General features: G+C 71.8%; 16 protein-coding genes. 6 read left to right on the top strand and 10 right to left on the bottom strand.

Annotated features, from left to right (window positions below; all coding sequences use genetic code 11):
• A partial coding sequence (locus MPTA5024_RS27825) for a serine/threonine-protein kinase (protein ID WP_157099819.1) occupies positions 1–840 on the bottom strand: 840 nt, incomplete at its 3' end.
• A gap of 62 nt (positions 841–902) precedes the next feature.
• Positions 903–2,234 (bottom strand): FAD-binding oxidoreductase, encoded by a 1,332-nt coding sequence (locus MPTA5024_RS27820; protein ID WP_036330009.1) that lies wholly within the window; start codon positions 2,232–2,234, stop codon positions 903–905.
• A gap of 195 nt (positions 2,235–2,429) precedes the next feature.
• Here MPTA5024_RS27820 and MPTA5024_RS27815 point away from each other — a divergent pair, with 195 nt between their 5' ends.
• On the top strand, positions 2,430–5,180 hold the full coding sequence (locus MPTA5024_RS27815; protein WP_232326666.1) for an immune inhibitor A domain-containing protein: 2,751 nt from the start codon (positions 2,430–2,432) through the stop codon (positions 5,178–5,180).
• Positions 5,181–5,327: 147 nt separating this feature from the next.
• On the top strand, positions 5,328–6,257 hold the full coding sequence (locus tag MPTA5024_RS27810) for a diacylglycerol/lipid kinase family protein (protein ID WP_036330827.1): 930 nt from the start codon (positions 5,328–5,330) through the stop codon (positions 6,255–6,257).
• On the opposite strand, the gene MPTA5024_RS27805 is transcribed toward MPTA5024_RS27810, so the two are convergent.
• Both MPTA5024_RS27805 and MPTA5024_RS27800 read right to left on the bottom strand, forming a co-directional pair.
• A complete protein-coding gene (locus MPTA5024_RS27805; RefSeq protein WP_036330007.1) occupies positions 6,220–7,101 on the bottom strand; it encodes an SWIM zinc finger family protein in 882 nt (293 codons plus the stop codon). The genes MPTA5024_RS27810 and MPTA5024_RS27805 overlap by 38 nt on opposite strands.
• On the bottom strand, positions 7,101–10,031 hold the full coding sequence (locus tag MPTA5024_RS27800) for a DEAD/DEAH box helicase (protein WP_063794790.1): 2,931 nt from the start codon (positions 10,029–10,031) through the stop codon (positions 7,101–7,103). The genes MPTA5024_RS27805 and MPTA5024_RS27800 overlap by 1 nt, the downstream gene beginning before the upstream one ends.
• A 758-nt stretch (positions 10,032–10,789) precedes the next feature.
• On the opposite strand from MPTA5024_RS27800, the gene MPTA5024_RS27795 reads away from it, so the two are divergent.
• Positions 10,790–12,604 carry an HNH endonuclease signature motif containing protein gene (locus tag MPTA5024_RS27795; RefSeq protein WP_198167436.1) on the top strand — a complete coding sequence of 605 codons (1,815 nt, stop codon included), beginning with the start codon at positions 10,790–10,792 and terminating at the stop codon, positions 12,602–12,604.
• An 83-nt stretch (positions 12,605–12,687) separates the two neighbouring features.
• On the opposite strand, the gene MPTA5024_RS27790 is transcribed toward MPTA5024_RS27795, so the two are convergent.
• The 3 genes from MPTA5024_RS27790 to MPTA5024_RS27780 are packed head-to-tail and all read right to left on the bottom strand — an operon-like array spanning position 12,688 to position 15,559.
• Positions 12,688–13,554 (bottom strand): FAD:protein FMN transferase, encoded by an 867-nt coding sequence (locus tag MPTA5024_RS27790; RefSeq protein ID WP_036330004.1) that lies wholly within the window; start codon positions 13,552–13,554, stop codon positions 12,688–12,690.
• Entirely contained in the window at positions 13,554–14,126 is a 573-nt protein-coding gene (locus MPTA5024_RS27785) for an FMN-binding protein (RefSeq protein ID WP_198167435.1), read from the bottom strand. Before MPTA5024_RS27785 ends, MPTA5024_RS27790 begins: the two co-directional genes overlap by 1 nt.
• Positions 14,127–14,185: 59 nt before the next feature.
• Positions 14,186–15,559 carry a ferredoxin reductase family protein gene (locus MPTA5024_RS27780; protein WP_198167434.1) on the bottom strand — a complete coding sequence of 458 codons (1,374 nt, stop codon included), beginning with the start codon at positions 15,557–15,559 and terminating at the stop codon, positions 14,186–14,188.
• A gap of 164 nt (positions 15,560–15,723) precedes the next feature.
• Here MPTA5024_RS27780 and MPTA5024_RS27775 point away from each other — a divergent pair, with 164 nt between their 5' ends.
• From MPTA5024_RS27775 to MPTA5024_RS27765, 3 genes are all read left to right on the top strand, one after another.
• Entirely contained in the window at positions 15,724–16,452 is a 729-nt protein-coding gene (locus tag MPTA5024_RS27775) for a response regulator transcription factor (protein ID WP_036330000.1), read from the top strand.
• Positions 16,449–17,966 (top strand): sensor histidine kinase, encoded by a 1,518-nt coding sequence (locus MPTA5024_RS27770; RefSeq protein WP_232326665.1) that lies wholly within the window; start codon positions 16,449–16,451, stop codon positions 17,964–17,966. Before MPTA5024_RS27775 ends, MPTA5024_RS27770 begins: the two co-directional genes overlap by 4 nt.
• A 166-nt stretch (positions 17,967–18,132) precedes the next feature.
• Positions 18,133–18,396, top strand: a complete 264-nt coding sequence (locus MPTA5024_RS27765) for a hypothetical protein (protein WP_036329998.1) — start codon at positions 18,133–18,135, stop codon at positions 18,394–18,396.
• 62 nt (positions 18,397–18,458) lie between these two features.
• Here the strand turns inward: MPTA5024_RS27765 and MPTA5024_RS27760 are convergent, their stop codons facing one another.
• The 3 genes from MPTA5024_RS27760 to MPTA5024_RS27750 all read right to left on the bottom strand — a co-directional run.
• Positions 18,459–18,890, bottom strand: a complete 432-nt coding sequence (locus MPTA5024_RS27760; RefSeq protein ID WP_036329994.1) for a cellulose binding domain-containing protein — start codon at positions 18,888–18,890, stop codon at positions 18,459–18,461.
• Positions 18,891–19,006: 116 nt separating this feature from the next.
• Positions 19,007–21,394 carry a glycoside hydrolase family 9 protein gene (locus tag MPTA5024_RS27755; protein WP_036329993.1) on the bottom strand — a complete coding sequence of 796 codons (2,388 nt, stop codon included), beginning with the start codon at positions 21,392–21,394 and terminating at the stop codon, positions 19,007–19,009.
• 121 nt (positions 21,395–21,515) lie between these two features.
• Positions 21,516–23,506: glycoside hydrolase family 48 protein (locus tag MPTA5024_RS27750; RefSeq protein ID WP_084370062.1), on the bottom strand; the 1,991-nt coding region annotated here is incomplete at its 5' end.

The raw sequence follows: 23,506 nt of genomic DNA, 5'->3' as shown, positions 1-23,506 counted from the left end.
GGGAGACGCGGGGGGAACGGCCTGCGGCACGGGGGCGACCGGCCCGCCGGTGAGCCGGGCGACCACGTCCTCGGCCGCGGGACGCAGCGCGGGGTTCTTCGACAGGCAGGCGGCGACGATGTCCCGCAGGGGCGGCGCGAGGTCGCCGAGGTCGGGCTCGGCGTGCAGGATACGGGTGATCACCGAGGGGATCGTGTCGGCCCCGAAGGCGGGGCGTCCGGTGGCGGCGAACACCATGGTGACGCCCCAGGCGAACATGTCGGCGGCCCCCCGGGCCGCGCCGCCCGACAGCACCTCGGGAGCCAGGTAGGCCGGTGTGCCGATGGACGCGCCGGTCGCCGTCGCCTGCGGCGAGTCGAGCGCCCTGGCCACCCCGAAGTCGATCACGACGGGGCCCTCCGGCCCCATCAGGACGTTGGCCGGCTTGAAGTCGCGGTGCGTGATCCCGGCCCGGTGGATGGCGGCCAGCGCCGTCGCCGTGCTGATCGCGAGCCGCTGGAGCGCGGCGCCCCGCCGCGGCCCCTCCCGCTCCACGAGCTGCCGCAGCGACGGCCCCGGGACGAACTCGCTCACGATGTACGGCTGGTTGCCCGCGAGGTCGGCGTGCAGGACGGGGGCGGTGCAGAAGGGCGCCACCCGCTGGGCCAGCGCGACCTCGCGCAGGAACCGCTCCCGCGCCTCGGGGTCGGCGGCGAGCCGCGTGTGCAGCAGCTTCACCGCGACCTGCCCGCCCGCGGGGCCGCGGCCCAGGAAGACGACGCCCTGGCCGCCCTCGCCGAGGCGGTCGACGAGCGTGTACGGGCCCAGACGTGCCGGATCGCCGTCCTCTAACGCCACCATCGCCCCCGAAGTGCGCCGAACGTGACACTGAACATGACAATGGAGCCAAACGCTACCAGCGGTCAGATGGCCTTTCCGGGGTTGAGAATGCCGAGCGGGTCGAACACCTGCTTGATGCCCTGGTGCAGCTCGGTCACCAGGGGGCCCGCCTCCAGGCCCAGCCACCGCTTCTTGAGCAGGCCGACGCCGTGCTCGCCGGTGAGGGTCCCGCCGAGGTCGAGGGCGGCGCGGAACACCTCGTCGGCGGCCGCCCACACCTCGGCCGGCGGCTCGGCGAGGCCACGTTCGAAGATGAAGACCGGGTGCAGGTTGCCGTCGCCGGCGTGGGCCACGGTGGCGATCGTCACCTCGTGGCGGGCGGCGGCCTCCTCGATCCTGGAGATCATGTCGGGCAGCACGGACCGGGGCACGCAGACGTCCTCGACGAGGCACTGCCCGATCCGCTCTTTTGCCTGGTAGGCGAGCCGCCGGATGCCGATCAGCTCCGCGGCCTCCTCGGGGGTCGAGGACACCGCGACGAACGAGGCGGTCTCCTCGCACAGGGCCGCCATCTCGTCCGGGGGGCCCTCGCACTGGGCGATCAGCATGGCCCGGGTCTGCGGCTCCAGCCCGATGTTCTTCCAGTCGTCGATGGCCTCCAGCGTCGTGCGGTCCATCAACTCAAGCAGGGACGGCTGGCAGCCGGCCGCGATGATGGCGGACACGGCGGCCGCCGCGTCACGCAACGACATGAACTCGGCCGCGACCGTGTGGACCTCGCGGGGCACCCTCCTCAGCCGTAGAGTGGCCGCCGTGATCACGCCAAGCGTCCCCTCCGAGCCCACGAACAGCCCGGTCAGGTCGTAGCCCGTGACGCCCTTCATCGTCCGCCGGCCCGTGTCGAGGATCCGGCCGTCGGCCAGCACGACCTCCAGGCCGAGGGCGGAGTCTCGGGTCACGCCGTACTTCACGCACCGCAGGCCGCCCGCGTTCGTCGCCAGGTTCCCGCCGATCGTGGAGATCTCGTACGACGAGGGGTCCGGGGCGTACATGAGCCCGTGCTCGCGGGCCGCGCGGTCGAGGTCGGCCGTGATGACGCCGGGCTCGACGACGGCGATCTCGTCCTGCGGGGACAGTTCGCGGATCGCGGTCATCCGGGCGAGCGACAGCACGACGCTGCCGTCGGTGGCGGTGGCGCCGCCCGCGAGGCCGGTGCCCGCGCCCCGCGGCACGACCGGAACCCGGTTCTCGGTCGCCCAGCGCAGCGTGGTGACGACGTCGTCGCGGGTCTGGGCGAGGACGACGCCGAGGGGACGTCCCGGCGGGACGAACGTCCGGTCCCGGGCGTACGACTCGGTCACGTCCGGGTCGGTCAGCACCCGTCCTTCGGGCAGCGCGGCGATGAGGTCGTGCACGACTGGACTTTACGGCACGGACCCCGTCGTGGTGGTAACCGGACTAAATAGATCATTTCGGTGTAATCACGTTTTTACAACCATCGTCAAAGGCGCTTTACCTTCTCTTTACCTTGTCGCTTAAGGTCCCGCATGCGTGCTCATCCCGGCGCGCCGCGCATGGTGTCCGGGGAACCCGGACGGGAAGGGATCTCGTTGTCCAGAAGAATCCGGCGTCTCGCCGCGATCGTGCCCGCGCTGGGCCTGGCGGCAGGAGGCCTGGCCGCCGCGGGCGCGGCAACCCCCACGGCCGGCTATCAGCCTTCCGCGAAGGACCACTACATCAACTACGCGCCACCTCGCGTGCAGAGTGACGTGTCGGTCATCGACGAGAAGGTGCCCTCGAAGGGGGCAAGGCGCACGGCTGCCCTGGCGCAGGCGATCGACCACAAGTTCGCCAGCGGCAACCCGGTCGCCGCCCGTGTGCTGGCCAAGCACGAGAAGCAGGCCCTCCGGACCGGCAAGAACCCGTTCGACTTCATCTACAAGAAGGCGAACACCACGAAGACGGCCAAGCTCCTCACGCTGCTGGTCGAGTTCAACGACCAGGCGAACGACGACTTCTCCGGGTGGTCGCACCCGAAGACGATCGACGACGTCAACGACTGTGTGACCGAGCCGGCCGGCACCAAGCTGAACGGCCCGCTGCACAACCACATCCCGAACCCCGCCACCGCCGCCGGCGGGGGCAAGGACAACAACTCGATGTGGGTCGCCGACTTCAACACGGCGCACTACAACAACATGCTCTACACCTCCAATGGGATCACCACGCGGGTCCGCCCGGACCTGACCGACCCCCGGGACGGCAAGAAGGGCATCGACATCTCCGGCTCCACCATGAAGAACATGTACGAGGAGCTGTCGAAGGGCGCCTACACCGTCACCGGCCAGGCGGTCGGCTGGATCAAGGTTCCGCACTCCGAGGCGTGGTACGGCGCCGGCCGGTGCGGCACCTACCCGCAGGAGATGGCGGGCCACCCCGACAACCCGCGCGGCGCGGCGCAGCTTCCCATCGACGCGGTGAACGCCCTGGCCAAGTCCGACCCGAGCTTCCCGTGGGCCGACTACGACAAGGAAGACGTGTCGGACGTCGACGGCGACGGCAACTACGACGAGCCGGACGGCGTCATCGACCACCTCGTGCTGATCCACGCCGGTGAGGACAAGTCCGGCGGCGGCGGCGCCGAGGGCACCTTCTCCCTGTGGGCCCACTCCAGCGACGTGGCGGGCGGCTACACCGTGCCCGGCTCGAACGTGAAGATCTCCAACTACATCCTCCAGCCGGAGGACGCGGGGGTCGGCGTCTTCGCCCACGAGTACGGCCACGACCTCGGCCTGCCCGACCTGTACGACACCACCGGCGCCGGCGACTCCGACGTGGACTTCTGGGACCTCATGTCCAGCGGCTCCCACTCCGGCCCGATCTTCCAGTCCCTGCCGACCCACATGGGCCTGTGGGACAAGTGGGTCCTCGGCTGGGCCAACCCGAAGATCGTCAACCCGGGTGACGGGACCAAGCTCGTGGCGCTCGGCCAGACCTCGCGCACGCCGAAGGGCACCGAGGACGGCGTGCGGGTCAACCTGCCCGACAAGCACGTCGTGCTGTCCACCCCGCACAGCGGCTCCAACCTGTGGTGGTCGAACAGCGACCAGACGTGGGCCGACAGCCGCCTCACCCGTACGGTGGACGTCCCGGCCGGCGCGGACGCGAAGTTCCGCTGGTGGAGCGACTGGGGAATCGAGCAGGACTGGGACTACGGCTTCCTCGAGGTGTCGGCCGACGGCGGCGCCACCTGGACCGACCAGAAGATCTACAAGGACGACGGCACGCTCGCCAGCACCGGGGACGACTACACCGACCCCAACGGCAACCTCAACACCTTCGGCGGCAAGAAGTACGGCCTGACCGGCGAGAGCGGCGGCTGGCAGCACCTGTACGCCGACCTGTCGCCGTGGGCCGGCAAGACGATCCAGCTGCGTCTGCGCTACGCCACCGACGCGGCCACGCTCGGCCGCGGCTGGTTCAACGACGACTTCGCCGTCACCAGCGGCTCGTCGACCGTCTGGAGCGACGACGTCGAGAACGGCGCCAACGGCTGGACCGCCACCACCGGCACCTTCACCGACACCAGCGGCGCCGGCTGGAACATCTTCTCCGGCCAGATCCAGGCGGCGCAGTACTACCTGGCCGAGTGGCGAAACTTCGACGGGTTCGACAAGGGCCTGCAGTACGCGTACGACACGACCTACCTGCGTGACGGCGCCTGGAAGGTCGAGAAGATCAAGTACAACGCGCCCGGCATGCTCGTCTGGTACCGGGACGCGTCCCGCACCACGAACGACGTGGCGGACACCACCTTCGACCTGCCGTCGGTCGGGCCGAAGGGCCAGCTCCTCATCGTCGACTCGCACTTCGACCCGCTGCGCCGCACCGGCGCCGCGGCCCAGCACGACCCGTCGACGCTGAAGAACCTGCCGTCCCGCCCGCAGTCCTCCAACGCGGCCTTCAACTTCGCCGGCACCTACCCGTTCAAGGAGTGCATCGAGGGCGAGCCGTTCACCGAGTACTGCACCTCGTTCGGCAAGCAGCCCGCGGTGAGCACCTTCACCGACGCCAAGGGCTGGTACCCGGGCATCGAGGTCCGCGACGGCAACCTGTACTACCGCCTGCGCGACGCCTCCGCCGTCGTCCCGTCCAAGGACAACCAGCCGTACACGACCCGGGTCGTCAACCCCGACGGAACCCCGGCCACCGACCTGTACGGCACGGACATCGGCGGCGCCGTCCTCGGCACCGGCAACCCGGGTGACGAGGGCAAGCAGCTCGGCGTGGTGCTGAAGCTGATCAGCCCGCTGCCCGGCAACCTGGGCGCGATCATCCAGGTGACGCCGCCCAAGAAGTAGCGGTCCCTCTCCCGGTGGCACCCGTGCCCGGCGGCCCTCGCGGCCGCCGGGCACGGCGCGTTCCGGCCCCGTGCCCGCCATGCGGCATGGGCAGGGGAGGGGCGTACGGCATGCGCGGGACGCCGCGCTCCCGCCTAGCATGTGACCGTGCGGAGCAAGGCGGAGCATACGGCGGCGATCCACGAGAACCGGAAAGCCGCGGTCATCGTGAACACCAAGTCCAGACGTGGCCGCCGGCGCTACGCGGAGGTACTGCGGCTCATGCGCGCCGGCGGCTTCCGGCTGACCGGCGTCCACCCGGTGACCGACCCCGCCCGGCTGCGGGACGTCGTCGCCCGCGCGCTCGAGCAGGAGCCCGACCTGCTCGTGGTGGGCGGCGGCGACGGCACGCTGAGCAGCTCGGTCCGATACGTGGCGGGCAGGGACGTCGCCCTGGGCGTGCTGCCGCTCGGCACCACCAACAACTTCGCCCGCAGCCTCGGGCTGCCGCTCGACCTCGCCGGGGCGGTCGGCGTCTTCAGCGAGGGCAAGGTGGCCGACATCGATCTCGGCATGTGCGGCGACCGGCCGTTCGCCAACCTCGCCAGCTTCGGCGTCTCCGTCGAGGTCGCCGGGACCGTGCGGCCCTGGCTCAAGCGCCTGCTCGGCCGGGCCGCCTACCCGCTGACCGCCCTGACGGTCCTGCCCGGGCACCGGCCGTTCCGGGCGTACATCACGGTGGACGGCAAGCGCCACGAGCTGCTCACCCACCAGCTGAACATCGCCAACGGCCGCTTCCACGGCGGCTGGCAGATCGCCAGGGACGTGAGCATCGACAACCGCAGGCTCGTCGCGTACCAGCTCGGCTCGGGCAAGCGGCTGCGGCTGCTCGGCGAGACCCTCGTCAGGGCCACCACGGGCCGCTGGCGCAGCCTCGCCGGAGGGCCGTTCGTGACCGGGCAGGAGATGCTGCTGGAGACCGACCCCCCGATGGCCGCCGACATCGACGGGGAGGTGCGCCTGCGCACCCCGCTGCTGGTCAGGACGATCCCGAACGGCGTCAGGGTGATGGTTCCCCAGGAGTTCGAGGACCGGTGACCGCCTCCCCGAGCCGCCGGTAGGCCGGCCGGAGCAGGTCGAGGACCGGGATGTGCCGCGCCTTCACGGGAGGCGGGTCGAGCGCCCGCAGCAGCAGGTCGGGCGGGGGCTCGATGCCCGGTGTGCGCTCCCGGAGGCGGGCCGCCGAGGCGCCGGCCTCGTAGAACGCGGCCGGATCCGCCAGCCGCGCCGCGAACGGCACGTCCTCGACGTCCGGCGGCGCCGCGCCCGCCGCCGCGGCGTCCGCAGGGGCCGGGGCCGCCCGCAGCGCCTCCAGCAGGGCGTCCCTCGGCATCCCCCGCCAGGCCAGCACGAGGAACGGGTCGTCGTCGAACGCCTCGGCCAGCAGGTAGAGCACCGCCGACAGGTGCTTGCAGGGGAACCCCCAGTCGGGGCAGGAGCACGACATCTCCAGCGCCCCCTCGTCCGGGAAGAGCGGCAGGCCGCAGTCGTGGAACACCTCCTCGATCTCCGGCGGCATCTCCCCGGCCAGCAGCTTGGCCCGGTACAGCGCCCGGCCGTCCAGGGCCGAGGTGACCGCGTCCCACTCCCGCTCGTCGTACGCCTGGATCTCGGCGCTCACCTGGTACGGCTCGCGGCGCGACCCCTGGACGCGCGCCCTCACGGCCCCCGGCCCGACGTCGAGGCCGAGGACCTGCCCGGCCCGCGCGTACGCCCGGCCCCGGCTCAGCCGGCCCGGGTCGCAGACGCGCTCCAGCAGGTCGATGAACCGGCGCGACCACCAGCGCTCGCCGATCGAGCCGCGCCGGGAGCGGGCCCGCAGGCCGCCCTCGACCCGGATCGGGCGGCCCGCCTCGAACCAGCCGTCCTTCCCCACCGGCATCAGCGCACCGCCTCCGGGGACAGGCGGAACAACTCGCGCAGCTCCGCGGTCGACAGGTCGGCGATCCAGTCCTCCCCGGCGCCGACGACGCGCTGCGCCAGCGCCTTCTTCCGCTCGATCATCTCGTCGATCCGCTCCTCCAGCGTGCCCGCGCAGATGAACTTCCTGACCTGGACGTTCTTCGTCTGGCCGATGCGGAAGGCCCGGTCGGTCGCCTGGTCCTCCACCGCCGGGTTCCACCACCGGTCGAGGTGGACGACGTGGCTCGCGGCCGTCAGGTTGAGTCCGGTGCCGGCCGCCTTGAGCGACAGCAGGAACAGCATCGGCTCGCTCTCGTTCTGGAACCGCTCGACCAGCGCGTCGCGCCGCTTCTTCGGCAGCCCGCCGTGCAGCCACAGCACCGGCCGGTCCAGATGCGCCGCCAGGTACGGCTGGAGCATCGCGCCCAGCTCGGCGTACTGGGTGAACACCAGGGCCTTGTCGCCCTCCGCCACGATCTCCTCGGCGAGCTCCTCCAGCCGGGCCAGCTTGCCCGAGCGCCCGGCCAGGCGGGAGCCGTCCTTCAGCAGGTGGGCCGGGTGGTTGCAGACCTGCTTGAGCTTGGTCATCGTCGCGAGCACGTTGCCCCGCCGCTCGATGCCCTCGCTCGCGGCGATGCGGCCCAGCATGTCCTCGACCACGGCCTGGTAGAGGCTCGCCTGCTCCGGGGTGAGCGTGCACCAGACCTTCATCTCCAGCTTGTCCGGCAGATCCGAGATGATCGTCTTGTCGGTCTTCAGGCGCCGGAGCACGAACGGCCCGGTCGCCCGCTTCAGGGCGGCCGTCGCCGTCTCGTCGCCGTGCCGTTCGATGGGCTCCTGGTAGCGGTCGCGGAACGCCCTCGCCGGGCCGAGCAGCCCAGGGTTGCAGAACTCCATGATCGACCAGAGCTCGGCCAGGTGGTTCTCCACCGGGGTGCCGGTCAGCGCGAGCCGGGTGCGCGCCGGCAGCGACCGCACGGCCTGCGCCTGCCGCGCCGCGCTGTTCTTGATGGCCTGCGCCTCGTCGCAGACCACCCGCTCCCAGCCGAGGCCCGCCAGCGCCTCCCGGTCGCGCAGGGCCGTGCCGTACGTCGTGAGGACGAGGTCGCACTCCCGCACCCGCCCGGCGAGCTCGTCGCCGCGCAGGCGCGAGGCGCCGTGGTGCACGTACACCTCCAGCGTGGGCGCGAACCTGGCGGCCTCCTTCTGCCAGTTGCTCACCAGGGACATCGGGCACACCAGCAGGGTCGGCGCCGGCCTCGCGCCGTCCGCGCGCTCGTCGAGGAGCAGCGACAGTGTCTGGGCGGTCTTGCCGAGGCCCATGTCGTCGGCCAGGATGCCGCCCAGCCCGATCCGCGACAGGAACGCCAGCCACGACAGGCCGCGTTCCTGGTACGGCCGCAGCACCCCGTGGAAGCCGTCCGGCGTCCGCACCGGGGCGAGCCGCCGGTCGGCCTCGCCGGACAGCAGGTCGCCCAGCGCGCCGTCCGCGTCGACCTCGACCAGCGGCAGCTCCTCGTCGCCGCCCTGCACGACCTCCCGGAGCGCCTCGGCGGCCGTCATCTGCCCGGAGCGGCGTCCCTCGACGGCCCGCAGCGCCGCCTTGAGCTGCCGCTCGTCCAGCTCCACCCACCGGCCGCGCACGCGGACCAGGGGCAGCTTGAGCCGGGCCAGCTCGGCCAGCTCCTCCTCGGAGACGGCCTCGCCGCCCACGGCGAGGTCGACGCGGAAGTCGACGAGCTGCTGCAGGCCGAACCCCTGGTCCGACGCGGCTCCCGGGCCGGCCTTCCGGGAGCGGGTCGTGAGCTTGAGGCCGAGCCGGGTCCGCCCGGCCCAGGCCGGCAGCTGGACGCCGAACCCGGCCGCCTGCAGCAACGGCGCGGCGTGCCGGAGGAAGTGGAAGGCTCCGGTGGTGTCGAGGTCGACCCCCGCCGGCCGCGCCTCGCGGAGCGCCTCGTCGACCTTGCCGTACAGCCGGGCCGCGCGGCCGAGGCCGGCGAGGAGGGTCTCCTCCGGCCTGCCGTCCAGCCCGGGGACGGTATCGCCCGCCCAGACGAGGGACGCGGGCAGGTAGAGGCTCGGGTCGTCGGTCGACTGGACGGCGAACTCCACCCGCCACGAGTCGTCCCGTACGGGCTCGGGGGCGTCGGCGTGGGACGGCGGGGCTTGGGGGGCCGTCTCCTCGAGGTCCTCGAAGTCCTCGGGCTCCTCGGGCTCCGGCTCGGTGAGCCGGAAGGACACCCGGAACGGGCCTTCCGACCGGTGCGCCTGGTCGAGCCACTCCCGCAGGGGTGCGGCGAGCTCCTCCGCCTGGCTGGGCGTCACGCCGGGAATGACGGCGTCCTCGCCGGTAAGGGCGACCATCCAGCGGTCGGCGAGCGGGCTGCGCGTCCCGGGCCGGTGCCCGCCCAGGAGGCGTTCGGGCAGCGCCTCGCGCACCACGGCATCCGCCAGGCTCGCCATCGCGTCCGTGAGCACGTCGACCGAGCGGCGCTCGCCGGCTCTCCCGGTGTGCGCCGTGGTCGTGCCGTCGCTGGTGCGGGCGGCGGTGCGGGCGGCGGTGTGGGCGGCGGTGTGGGCGGCGGTGTGGGCGGCGGTGTGGGCGGCGGTGTGGGCGGCGGTCACGGCACGGCAGACGGGCGGCATCGCTTGCGCGAGGTCACGGAAGCGTGCGGCGTCCGCACCGGTGAGGACGGGCCGCCAGCGGGCCGCGTGGCTCCCGGCCTCGGGGACGAGCTGGGGGAGCACCCTGCCTCGGCGTACGAGGTCCCGGACGTCGGCGGCGACGACCGCCAGATAGCGCAGCGACGCCGCCGGGACCGCCGACCCTCCGGCCGACTCGTCCGGCTCGTACGCCGCCGCGGGCTGGTGGGCGATCTCGTCCACGACCTCGAGCAGCTTCAGTGCCATGTGCGGGGGAATGAGCTGTGCGGGCACACGCCACGCGGAAATTCGCGGGGTTCGCACGCTTACCGTGATTCCCGATTCCGCCGAGGGGATCGGGTTTTTCGCGCCGCTGGGGAGCAGAATGTCGAGCGTCCCCGCGGCGGCCGCATTGAGGGCCGCCGCCGAAATCTCTCCCCAGAAGCCTAATTCGGCGGAAATGCGGTGCGCGGCGGCGGCGTACGGGTGGGGGCGGGTCTTTCCCCGCGCCTCCGTCGTGGGGCGCCTCCCCGTTCCGGTGTCGGAGCGGACCTCTGTTCCCGCGCCGCTCACCTGAGAATCCCCGGGCGCCCTGCCCTGCGTCTCCGTGAAGGGCGCGGCGGAGCCGTCCTGGGAGAGCAAGGCCGGGCGGTCTTCGGAGGGTGGGGCCGGGCGGTCCTCGGAGGGTGGGGCGGAGTGGACCTCGGCGGGCGTGAGCGGGCGGTCCTCGGGGGGCATGGTCGAGCCGTCCTCGGCCCAGAGCGCGAGCCGGCCCTCGACCCAGGCCCCGTGTACCACCAGCACGGCCGCTCCCTTCCGTCTCCGCCTCTTGCACGTTAGCAGCGCCGCACGCCTGCTACTCCTGTGTGGCTGATTTACCTCCAATTCGGATTTATCACCCTAATTCATTGATTGGGAACGCCGCCTGATGTCGCTCGACCATGAAGCCGAGATCGGTTGGGAATCTGTCGGTGGCGTGTGGCATTGTTGGCACAGGTTTTCGAGTTGTGAGTGCGGGGGGTGCCGTGGTGTTTTCCGATGCCGACGATCGGCGTCCATTTGGCGGTTATTCGTCACGTGGTCCGCAGCGGTGGGCGGATCTGGTGGCGCGCGCCTCGGCGTGGTCGTCGGACGGTGCCACGGCTCGTGACACTCCTCGTGACACGGATCCCGAGGCAGTCACGGCGGACGCCGGGCCGGTCACAGCGGACGGCGCCGAGGGCGACGGGCATCGGGGATCTTCCGACGTCCCGTCGGAGGCGCTGGTGGCGGAGGTCCGGCGTGCGGCCATGGCGGTCGCCGCAGGACCGGTGCCGTTGTCGGGGCTGGAGTGCGCGCATGAGGCCGAGCAGTTGATCTTCGCGCGAGACCGGCTCAGCGCGGCCATCGCGGCTCGGGTCGGACGCGTCCATGGGACAGGCCAGGCCCGTTCCGCCGGACATGCGTCGACGAGGGCGTGGTTGCGGTCGGTGGGCGGCATGAGCCGGTCGGGGGCGGGACAGGCGCTCACCCTGGCCTCGGAGCTGGCGCGGCTGCCCCTGCTCCGGGAGCGGTTCGCCGCCGGGACGGCGGCTGAGGGCGTGGTGGCGGCCATCTGCGGTGCGGTCGAAGGGCTGAGCGACGAGCAGACGCGGCTGGCTGAGCCGATCTTGCTGCGGATGGCCGAACGGGCGGGAGCGGGCGAGGTGGCCCGGGCGGGCCGATACCTGCGATCGCTGCTGGACACCGACCGGGCGGAGAGCGAGGCGCGAGCTGACGAGGCGGGGCGGTTCCTGCTGGTACGCGACAGCGTGCTGGGCGGGGTGGAGGGAGAGTTCCGGTTGCCGCGTGAGGCGGGAGCGCGGCTGCGGGCGCTGCTGGACGCCTACGCACGGCCCCGGGCGGAGGGCGACGACCGGCCGCTTCAGGTCCGGAACGCCGACGCGTTGATCGGCCTGCTCGAACAGCGGATCGGCACCGAACTGCTGGTGTTGGTCAACGCCGAGTCGCTGCCCGCCGACATCCCCGAGTCCCCTCACACGACCGAAGATGTCGCTCCGGCCACCGACGTGGCCGGCGACGGGTCGCCTGAGCCGTCGCAAGGATGGGAGAAGGCGGCACGACGCCAGGCCGAGGCACGGCGGGCGCGCCGGCGGCGCGATGGGGCGACGGCGGCATACCGGCCAGACCATCCAGGCGACGAACCCCTGGCGGACGTCCGCGTGGGGCCATGGCAAGGACCCCGCGAGGAGCCCCAAGACGCAGGCGAACGGGCTGACCTGGCTGACCGGCTGGGGGAGTCCGGACACCCTCGCGTGTCAGCCGGGCCTCGCGTGCCTGCTGGGCTGGGCGCGGACGAGCGGCCCGGCACGCCGGGATCACCACGTGTGGCCGATTCGCCCGGCGCCGCCGACCAGCCTGCCGGGCTCGGAGTGCCGGGCGTGCTTGGGCTGCCCGGAGTCCTGACGCCGACCGGACAGGTGCTGCCGGTCTCCGACATCCAACGTCTGGCACGGAATTCGACCCTGATCCGGTTGGTCATGAACGCCGACGGCCAGGTGCTGGACATGGGCCGCAAGGTGCGGCTGGCCACGCCCGCCCAGCGGCGAGCGGTGCTGGCGCGGTACGCGACCTGCTGGGTGGACGGCTGTCCGTTCCCGGCGACGATGTGCCAGATCGATCACGTCGATGACTGGTCCGACGGCGGGCGGACGGATCTCGACCGGCTCGGGCCGGCCTGTCAGTTCCACAACCGGGACCGATACCGGTATCCCGGGCGCTACCGCCGTCGCCGCGTCGGCCTGGACCGATGGGCCTTCACACGCGTAGGCCGCTACGCCACGAACCGGGACCGACAATGACCTGGGCCCGGTTGTCTCCCCCGTTCTGCGAACGCCGTGGACGGGTGATCCCGGCATGCCCCGGCGCGAGGTCATACGGGGACTCACGCGCCGCGCGTGGGGGAGTCGGCCGGGAAGCCGCTCGTGCGCCACGTCTGCCCGGATGCGGTGACCGCGAAGGCCTCCAGGCCGTCGAGATCCTTGACCCAGTCGCGAGCGAGGTCCCCCATGGCGAAGGCGGCCGTGGCACAGGCGTCGGCGATCGTGAGACTCGCGCCGACGACGGTGAGGGAGGCGAGCCCCGTCGGCGGCCTCCCGGTGTGGGGGTCGAGGATATGCGCGCCACGTTCGGCCGTCCCGGACGTGGCCACGGCCAGCCCGCTCGCCGCGGCATGGGGATCGGCGGCACGGTCTCCAGCAGCGCGGGCACCGGGGTCGCTGCCGGCTGTGGCGTTTGCCGCGCCGCCCGGGCCGTCTGCATCGCCTGGGCCGGTGACGACGGTGGCGATCATGCCCGGACGCAGCGGATGAGCTATGCCGACCCGCCAGGGACGGCCGGGGGCGGGCGACCCGGCCGCCTGGACGTCTCCGCCGCCGTTGACGCAATGGTCGGCCAGTCCCGCGCACGACAGGATGCGCGACGCCTGTTCGATCGCCCACCCCTTCACCATCCCGGAGGGATCGAGCCTGCCGCCGGGGCGGGCCGTGAAGTAGCCGTTCGACAGCGCGGACATCTCCTCGCACAGCCGGAGGACCTCGGACACCTCTGGCGGGCACTCGGGCAACGTGATCTCCCCCCGGCCCAGCCGGCTGACCGGGCTGTCCAGCCGGTATGTGGAGAAGGTCTCGTCCACCCGATGCAGCCAGGCCACCGCCTCGGTCACGGCCTCCACGGCGACCCGGTCGCCGGGTTCCCGGCCCCGTATGTCGAAGGAGAAGACCGTGCCCATCACGTGCTCGACGTGGCGCATCACACGCCCGCCTTATCGAGCGCGCTCTGCAGCGAGCTGACATACCCGTCGCTGGTGTACGTGGCGCCCGACACGACGTCGATCTGGGCCGACTGGGCCGACAGCGCCTCGTCGTTGAGGATCGGGAGCGCCTGGTTGTTGATGGCGAAGTCCCGGGAATTGCCGTCGGGCGCCTGGAGCACCGAGATGCCGGTCACCTTCCCACCGGACAGGAGGATCTGCACCTGAACGGGACCCCACCGCGTGTCCGCCACGCCCCCGGTCACGGCCTTTTCGCCGGTCTTGGCACCCGCCTGGGCGCCGCCGCCGTTCCAGCTCCCCGAGCCGAGAGACGCCCGCCCACTCGCGGCGCGCCCTGAGGAACCGGACGAACCGCCACGCGTGCGACCGGACCCCGAGCCCCCTGAGTCGCCAGAGTCATCGCCGACACTACCCGAGCCCCCCGACAAGTCCTCCGACGACGGATCGTCCTGCGCCACCACGGCGGGACGATCGGCCACGGCCGTCATCTCGTGGGGTTTGAAGGACAGCAGCAGCACCAGGCCGACGGCGGTCACGAGCACGGCCAGCACGGCTCTGCGCATCGTTTCCCCTCCACATAGCTAGAAGAAAACCAGATAGGAAGAACCGGTCAGAACGCGAACGTCTCCCGATGGACGCGGCGGCGCGGCACCCCCGCCGCCTGCAGGGCCGTCGCGACGCTCCGCGTCATCTCCTCCGGCCCGCAGACGTAGACGTCATGATCGTGCAGATCCGGCACCAGACGCGCGAGCGTCTGCGGGGTGAAGGGGTCGCCGACCGCGCTGCGGGGGCCGACGCAGTAGTGCAGTGCCGCGCCCCGGGCCAGGGAGATGGCCTCGAGTTCGCCCCGGAACACCAGGTCGTCGGTGGTCCGGGCCCGGTAGAGCAGCGTCAGCTCACCCGAGGCCGCCGGGATCGCCTCGAACAGCGCACGCAGCGGGGTGATGCCGATGCCGCCGGCGATGAGCAGCACCCGCCGTCCCCGGCGGCGGGCCGGGGTCAGGGCGCCGTACGGGCCCTCGGCGAGGACGCGGGTGCCGGGACGCAGCCCGGAGAGGGAACTGCTCTGGTCGCCCAGGTCCTTGACCGTGATCCGCAGCTCGCCGGGGCGCGGCGCGGCCGACAGGGAGTACGGGTTGGGCGACCACCACAGGTCCCGGGTGAGGAACCGCCACCGGAAGAACTGCCCCGGCTCCGCCCCGAGCAGGTCGAGCCGGCGGCCGGTGAGGTGGACCGAGACGACCCCGGGAGCCTCCCGCACCACCCGGGCCACCCGGAGCCGGTGCCGCAGGGCCTGCCGGACGGGTGTGAGGAACCGGTACCAGACGAGCACGGCCGCGACGCCGAGGTAGAGCGCGTACCACGCGAGGCGGGCACGGGGTGAGTCGACGAACTCGGCCCCGGTGGCGAGCTGGTGCCCGAAGGCCAGCCACGTGGCGAGGTACGTGTAGAAGTGCAGGTGGAACCAGGTCTCGTAGCGCAGGCGGGGACGCACGGCCCGGGCCGAGACGATCCCGATCGCGACCAGGAGCAGCAGCGCCACCGTGGCCTTGAGCACGTCGGGGTACGCCAGGTTGAGCGTCACGGTCTCGGAGACGACGTCCGTCCGGTCGGTGAGGGCGTACCCCCAGATGATCAGCAGCATGTGCGCGACGGACAGCCCGACCACGTAACGGCCGCCCATGGAGTGCCACCGGGACAGGACGTCGGAGCCGGCCCCGCGTTCGAGAGCGGGGATCCGGGCCATCAGCGCCAAAAGAACGGTGATCGCATACGCCGCGAGGAGCCCGCAGAGCCGCCCGGCGTTGGTGAGCCACCCGTCGAGGCCCGCCACGGCTGGGGTGTTCGCCCACCACATGGCCGCCACGGCGAGCGCGCCCGCCGCGACGGCGGTCAGCACCGCCGCCGGCCGGGCGCGGGCCTTCCGGCGTGGTGCCGCGTGCTGCGCCCCGGCGGCCGTCCTCCCGGCGATGGTGGTGCTCACGGTTCTCCTCGTTCGTACGGTCGATCCGTGCATCACCGTGCCATCCGAACCTCTCGGATGGCTCTGAGACATCTGTGAGGTCGGGCAGGACAGGACGATTCATAGGATTCTCAGAGGCCGCTCAGAAGGACCGGCGGCGACCGGGGGAGGACGCTGGAACAATCATGCGCACGACGTCGAACGATCTTCCCGACCTGTTGCGACCTGACGGGACACCCGTCCGGGTCCTCGTGGTGGATGACGAGCCCGACCTGCTCGAGGTGCTCGGGGCGGTGCTCCGGTACGAGGGGTGGGAGGTGCGCACCGTCGCCGACGGCGCCGCGGCGGTGAGCGAGGCGCGCCGGTTCCGGCCCGACGCCGTGCTGCTCGACATCATGCTGCCCGACATGGACGGGCTGGAGGTCCTGCGCCGGCTCCGGGCCGAGGAGCCGCACGTGTGCGTGCTCTTCCTCACGGCCCGCGACTCCGTCGAGGACCGGATCGCGGGGATCACCGCGGGCGGCGACGACTACGTGACCAAGCCGTTCAGTCTGGAGGAGGTCCTCGCGCGGCTGCGCGGGCTGCTCCGCCGGGCCGGCATGGCCCGTACGGCGGAGGGCAACCGCGTGGTGGTCGGCGACCTCGTGATGGACGAGGACGCCCGGGAGGTGACCCGCGGGGGTGAGCTGGTGGAGCTCACGCCGACCGAGTTCGAGCTGCTGCGCTTCCTCATGCGCAACCCGCGGCGGGTGCTGAGCAAGGCGCAGATCCTCGACCGGGTGTGGTCCTACGACTTCGGCGGGCAGGCCCACGTGGTCGAGCTGTACATCAGCTATCTCCGCAAGAAGATCGACGCGGGACGGCCGCCGCTCATCCACACCGTGCGGGGCGTCGGATACGTCCTGAAGCCGTGAGGCCGCGCACGCTCCGCGCCCGGCTGGTCGCCGGCATGCTGGTGCTGCTCGCGCTCGCCTGTGCCGGGGTCGGCGCGGCTACCTCGATCATGCTCGAACGGTTCATGGTGGACCGCATCGATCAGCAGCTGTCGGCGATAGGCGGCCGGTTCGCCGCCAGCCTGGAGCACAGGGACGAATACGGCGACGACGGCGACACCCGCGGCCAGTCGCCGGGCACTCTGGGCGTCCGCCTCGTGAACGGCGGCGTGACCGACGCCGCCGTGGTGTCCCCGGCGGTCCCGGACCCGGTCCTGTCGGCGGCCGACCGCTCGGCTCTCGCGGCCCTCCCCGCGGACGGGCGCCCCCGGACGCTCCGGTTGTCGTCCCTGCACCACTACCGGGTGACGGCCGTCGGCGGGGACGACGGCGACGTCCTCATCACCGGGCTGCCGCTGGAGGGGATCGAGTCCACCGTGCACCGCCTGCAGTTCGCCGAGGTGGCCGTGTTCGCCGCCGTCATGCTCGTGACCGGCGTCGCCGCGGCGCTGTGGGTGCGGCTGTCGCTGCGCCCGCTGCAACGGGTGGCCGCCACGGCCCGGGAGGTGGCCCGGCTGCCGCTCGCGGACGGAGATGTGGCGCTGCCCGGCCGCGTGCCGGACGAGGACCCGCGCACCGAGATCGGCCAGGTGGGAGAGGCGTTCAACCGCATGCTGGGCCACGTGGGCGATGCGCTGGCGCGGCGTCACGCGAGCGAGCAGCGGATGCGGACCTTCGCCGCCGACGCCAGTCACGAGCTGCGCACGCCGCTCGCCACCGTGCGCGCCCACGTGCAGCTCGCCCGGCGCGAGGCGGGCGACGCCGCGAGCAGGTCCCCGCACACGCGCGCACCCGCCATGTCACCCGGACCGTCCCCCGCAGCGTCGCCCGCCGGGCCGGCCGCGAGCATGGAGAGCGCCGGCGCCGTGCCCGAGAGCGTCCGGCACGCCCTGGAGCGGATCGACGCCGAGTCCGCCCGGATGGGCAAGCTCGTCGACGACCTGCTGCTGCTGACCCGGCTCGACGCCGGACGTCCCCTGGCCAGGGACGAGGTCGACCTCACCCGCGTCGCCATCGACGCGACCGGCGACGCCCGCGTCTCGGCGCCCGACCACCGGTGGCGGCTGGAGCTTCCGGAGGAGCCGGTGACGATGACCGGCGACGCTGACCGGCTCTACCAGGTCGTCGCGAACCTGCTGGGCAACGCCAGCGCGCACACCCCGCCGGGAACCACGGTCACCGTCGGCGTCGCAGTGCCCGGCCCCGGCACGGCGGAGCTCACGGTCGCGGACGACGGCCCGGGGATCCCCGGGGAGATCCAGGACGAGATCTTCGAACGCTTCGTGCGGGCGGACAAGGCCCGCTCGCGCGCCTCGGGCGGCAGCGGTCTCGGGCTCGCCATCGTCAAGGCCGTGGCGGCCGCCCACGGTGGCACGGTGGGCGTCGAGAGCCGTCCCGGGCGCACGGTCTTCCGGGTGGTCTTCCCGCGGACGTGACGACCGGCGCCGCCACCTGCGGCGGTACCGCGGGAGGCCTTACCTGGGCAGAAGGAGGGGTGAATACGACGGAAAAAGTGTCGTGCTGCAGGATTAGTGTGGTGAATGTGGGGCAGGGGGGTCTTTCTGGGAGCGGAGAGTCCTTCCGCGGCAAGAGGGGTGGGCAATGACCGCGACGGTATCCGAGCGCCGCAGCCAGGACGGGCTTCCGCATCCCTGGCCCGCGGACCGCTACGAGGTGCGCTGCGAGCGGGAGAGCCCGTTCACCGTCAGCCGTGACCGGTACCACTTCGCCAAGAACGCGGTGGAGTCGGCGAAGGCGCTGGAGCGGGCCGGCCTGGCCCGCCGGGTCGTCGTCGTGCGCCTGGAGGACGAGCGCGTGATCTACGACCGGGTGGGCGACATCAGCCTGCCCCCGGAGTCGTGGTGATCGGGTCGGCGTACCGCCCCGGCCGGTCCCCGTTCCCGGCCGGAGCTCACGCCTGAACGGGGTCAGGCGGGCGTGCAGGTGACGGGCCGGGGGTCGACGGCGTTCGCCGGCCTGCGGGCGGCGAAGCCGAAGACGGTGGACCCGCCGATCGGAAGGTTCCCGTTGTAGGTCTCGTTCCCGAACGCCGCGCTGCCCACGGGCCCGACGACCGGGAGGGGCACCGCACCCCAGACCTGGGTGATCGTGGTGCCGTCGGTGTACCGCCAGGTGACCCGCCAGCCCGTCAGGGGCGACGAGCCGGTGTTGCGCACCGTCACCTGGCCCAGCGCGTTCGCGTCGCGGGCGCCGGACCAGCCGGACCAGACGGACGTGATCTGGTAGTCGGCGGCGCAGCCGATCGAGTCGGCCATGGCCGGGGCGGCCGGGACGGCCGGAGCGCCGAGGGCTCCCAGGACTCCCGCCAGCAGTACGGCGGCGGTGGATGTGCGCGTCATGTTCCCTCCATCAGATTCGAGACCGTCCAGGCCGGGTGACGTGGAAGCCCGGCCTTCCCCGGAGAGAGGGGTCCGTCCGGGGAAGGCGGGCGACTGGGGGTGAGCCCCGGTGGGGGCTACGCGGGGGTGCAGGCGACGGGCGACGGAACGGCGTTGGTGCCGTTCCACGCGCCGTTGAAGCCGAAGCTCGTGGAGGCGCCGGGCGCCAGCGCGCCGTTGTAGGACAGGTTCTTGACGGTCACGTTGGCCCCCGACTGGGTCTGCGCTCCGTTCCAGAGCTGGCTGATCGTCTGGCCGTTCGGGAACGCCCAGGTGACCGTCCAGCCGGAGATCGCCGATCCGCCGCTGTTGCTCACCGCCACGTCGGCCTGGAAGCCGCCCTGCCACTGGTTGACGACCTTGTACGTGGCCGTGCACGCCTTACCCGTCGGCGAAGGTGACGGAGACGGCGACGGTGACGGCGACGGCGACGGTGACGGGCTGGGCGACGGGGAGGGCGAGGGCGAGGGTGACGGGCTGGGTGAGGGGCTGGGTGAGGGGCTGGGCGACGGCGACGGACTGGGGGACGGCGAGGGGCTGGGCGACGGGGACGGTCCCGAGCCCGGAGCGTCGCCCCAGATCTTCGTCGACCCGGAGTAGAGCGGGATGTCCTGCACGGTCACCGGCGTCGCGCCCGGCGTCGTCGCCACCCCGGTGTACGACCAGTCGTTCGACGGGTCCCAGGTTCCCGAGCTCGCGATCCGGAACTGGATCTCCCGCCGCGACTCCGACTGTCCCTGGGGGGCGATGACCTGCCCGGAGCAGTCGATCGTGACGTAGTACACCTTGCCCGACAGCTGGGTGGGCCCGGTCGGCGGCTTGCACTGGTTGTACGCCGAGGTCAGCGTGATCTGTCCGGGCGTCGTGTCGCCGTCGAGCGTGAAGTAGTAGCGGAACGAGCCGTCCGCCAGCGCGCGTGCCGGCCACGCCGAGTGGTTGACGACGAGCGTCTTGATCTCGGTGAAGGTCGAGCCGGTGGCGTTGACCGAGGCCTGGACGTAGATCTCCGGCCCGTCCGGGGTCTCCTTCGCGGGGAAGCCCGCGAGCGGGGTGCCGCCGTACTCCTTGTAGAGCCGGGCGAGGGCGCTGGTGAAGCCGGCGTTGTAGTCGGTGGCGACCTCGTTCATCACGTAGTCGTTCCGGCTGTCGGCGTAGGCGTCGTCGGGCGACTTGGGCCCGCCGACGAGCGCGCCGTACAGGATGTGCCGGCTTTGGGCGGGCTCGTTGATGCTGTTCGACCACGAGCCGTGGGCGGTCCGGTGGTGCGGGTTCTTCGGCGGGTTGGCGCCGAACCCGATCATGTACGAGGAGTTCCGCGGGTTGTCCCCGAGCGCGTAGCCGATCTGCCGGACGGCGAAGTCGTGGTAGCGCGCCTTCCGGGTGGCGTCGGTCAGCCAGTCGCTGTAGACGAGGGCGGCGAACGAGGTGTTGGCGGCGTAGCGGAGCGAGCCCCACGAGTCGAGCACGGCCTCGCCGCCGGGCGAGTAGTTCACCTTCTGCCCGTTCACGCCGACCGTCCACCAGTCGAGCCACCGGTTGGCGTCGTCGACGTACTGCTGCTTGCCGGTGAGCTTGGCGAGCAGCACGTAGTCGCCGTACGACTTGTCGTCCCAGGCGATCGTCCACTTGTACGACTTGGTGGTGCTCTGCGGCTCGTTGCTCAGGTTCGCGTAGTAGGACTCGGCCTTGCTGAGGTAGGAGGAGTCCTGGGTGGCGCGGTAGAGCCAGATGGCCCCCCAGACGAGCTCGTCGTTGTACCCGCTCCAGGACTTGTAGAAGTTGGCCGCGTCCGTGATGCAGTCGCTGTACTTGCCGCGGACGGTGTCGGCGAACGTGTACAGCTGCTTCGCGTGCGTCAGCAGCGTGTCGGCGTACGACGGGTCGGTGGGGCGGAAGACGATGGACGAGGCGGCCATCGCGGCCGCGGTCTCGCCGGCCAGGTCGGAGCCCCCGCACGAGGAGTCGATCTTGTAGGCGGGCCGGGTCATCGGCATGACCTCCGCCGGGCCCCACCAGGCGTGGTCGGGGTTGCCGCTGCCGACCTGCCCGTACAGGACGTTGGGCGACGGGTGCGCCTTGATGAAGTAGTCGTTGACCCAGCGCAGGTTGTTGAGCAGGTAGTTGATCTGCCCGGAGCCCACGTAGGCGTCGCGGTACTCGACCGCGCCCCATGCGAGCATCGTCGTGCTGAACGCCATCGGCAGCCCGAACTTGACGTGGTCGCCCGCGTCGTACCAGCCGCCGGTCAGGTCGAGCCCGACGTCCTTTCCGTCGTTCAGCCCGGAGTCGCCGCGCCAGCTCACCCGGTTGGTGGACGGCAGCTTGCCGGACTGCTGAGCCTCGTAGAAGAACAACGACTTCTGGAGCGCCTCGCCGTAGTTGAACGACGGCGCGGCCGACGCCGCGGTGGGGGCCACCGCGGCGGTCAGCAGGAGCGTCGTCAGGGCCAGGAACGTACGCCGCATGAATATGCCTCGCATGGTGGGGGGTCGGGGGCGCGGCGGCGGGTCAGGCGCCGCCGCGCCCCGGCTTACTTGGGGTGCGGTGAAGGGTCAGGCGACACCGCACCCCGGCTCATCGGTCCGCTCAGCCGTTCGGGAAGAGCAGGCCGAACTGCCCGAGGGCGGTGGCGACGTCCGTCTGCGCCCAGAAGCGGTGGTAACGGAAGACCGGCGCGGAACCGCCGTTCAGGTACGACTGGACCTTCGGCCAGTCCGGGTCGTTCTTGTACCAGGACCGGATGGAGATGAAGGTCGAGCTGCTGTTGATCGGGTCGCCGTTCGGCATCTTGCCGCTCCAGCCGGACGGGACGTAGATCGGGTCGTCGAGGCGGTTGTAGTCCGTCTTGGTCTCCGGCACGGACACGCCCTTGGTGTCCTGGTTGTTCTTCCAGACGCCGTCGAGAAGCGCCTTGGCCGTGCTCTTGGCCTGGGCGTTGCCCGACTTGGCGGCGTAGAACATCAGGGCCTTGGCGTACGCCCCGGCCACGCCGACGTCGTTCGTGTAGTCGGCGATGGTCACGTGCAGGCCGGTGTTGGCCGACGGCATCCCCGTGCCGCTGAAGCTGGAGTCCGGCTGGCCGGTCCAGTGCAGCGTGGAGGGGATCTGGAAGGTGCCGTCGGAGTTGACGGTCGTGCCGGACAGCGCCCAGCTCACCCACTTGTCGAGGATCGACTTGGCGTCGGTGTTGCCCGTGGCGTAGTAGAGCTCCGCCACGCGCTCCATCGTCCACGCCTGGAAGCCGAACCACTGGTTGGACGGCGGGTCGTGGTAGACGGGCTGCCAGTCGTAGGCCATGCCGAAGAACTTGGGCAGGCCCGACGGCGGGGCGGCGTAGTGGCCCTCCCAGCTGTTGGTCGCGCCACCGGCGATGGCGCCCTCGGCCGACTGCAGCCACTTGTAGAACTGCAGCTGACGGGTGAGGCTCGTCGACCAGTCGGACACCGCGGTCGAACCCTTGGGCTTCAGCGCGCTGACGTTCGACAGCGCCCACGCCGCGAGCGGGTTCTGGTAGCCCGAGTGGTTGTGGCTGGAGCCGATGCGCCAGGCCCAGCCGGCCGACGTGTCGTACGCGCCGCCCCAGGCGTAGTACCAGGACAGCAGGTAGTTCGACGCGTTCTTGCCGGTGCCCGCCGGGCAGGAGGTGCTGGTGCAGCCCGACTGCTTGAAGTACTTGTCGAAGAACGAGTACCGCAGGTAGTCGCCCATCTTCGCGGCGTTCGCGACCGCGCTGGAGACCTGCGACTGCTTGCCCTGCTCCGTCGCCCAGGTCAGCGCCCAGTAGGCGGCCTGGACGGCGCGGGCGTCGGCGTCCGGCGCGTCGGTGTACTTCCACTGCTTCGCGTACTGGCTGTCACCCGTGAACAGGTCGAGGTACCCGTTAGGGCCGCCGAACTTGAAGGTGTCGCAGGAGGGCTGCGGAATCGTCTCGAAGACCGACTCCTCGGGCCCGCGCTGGTAGGTGTTGATGTACGCCGGCTTGGTGGTGCCGTCGCCGCAGTGGCCGAAGCCGTAGGTGTTGTCGACGTCCAGCAGCCAGTGCATGCCGTAGATGTCCGAGGTGCCGTAGGCGCTCTTCAGCTCGCCCGCGATCGGGTCGCTGCCGACGCTGACGCTGCTGTCGAGCCTCGACGGGTACTGGCTGATGTCGTTCCACTCACCCGCGTACGTCGCCGGCTTGCTGGCGTCGTACTTGTCGTTCGTCGGCTGGTCGTTGTGCGACGGGATGATGTACTTCTCCATCGTCGACCAGGCCGTGTTGAACTTCGACCAGTCGCCGGTGACCTTGCCGTACATGGCCTCGAGCCAGAGGTAGTAGCTGAAGGCCTCTGAGGTCGTCTCGTGGCCCTGGTCGGGGGCCTCCACCATCAGCGTCTCGACCGAGTGGTACGGGACGCCCTGCGGCGAGAAGTACCCGTTCGCCGGGTCGTGGATCTTGTTGTAGAGCGCCAGGAAGTCCTTCACGTACTGGTTGTCCGTGGAGGGCGTCGGGCTCGGCGTGGGGGTCGGCGTCGGCGTGGGGGTCGGCGTCGGTGTGGGAGTGGGTGTCGGAGTCGGGGTGGGCGTCGGCGTGGGGG

The sequence above is a fragment of the Microbispora sp. ATCC PTA-5024 genome (genome assembly GCF_000511135.2).
Lineage (GTDB): Bacteria > Actinomycetota > Actinomycetes > Streptosporangiales > Streptosporangiaceae > Microbispora > Microbispora corallina.
This window is presented reverse-complemented; position numbering and strand designations above follow the sequence as displayed.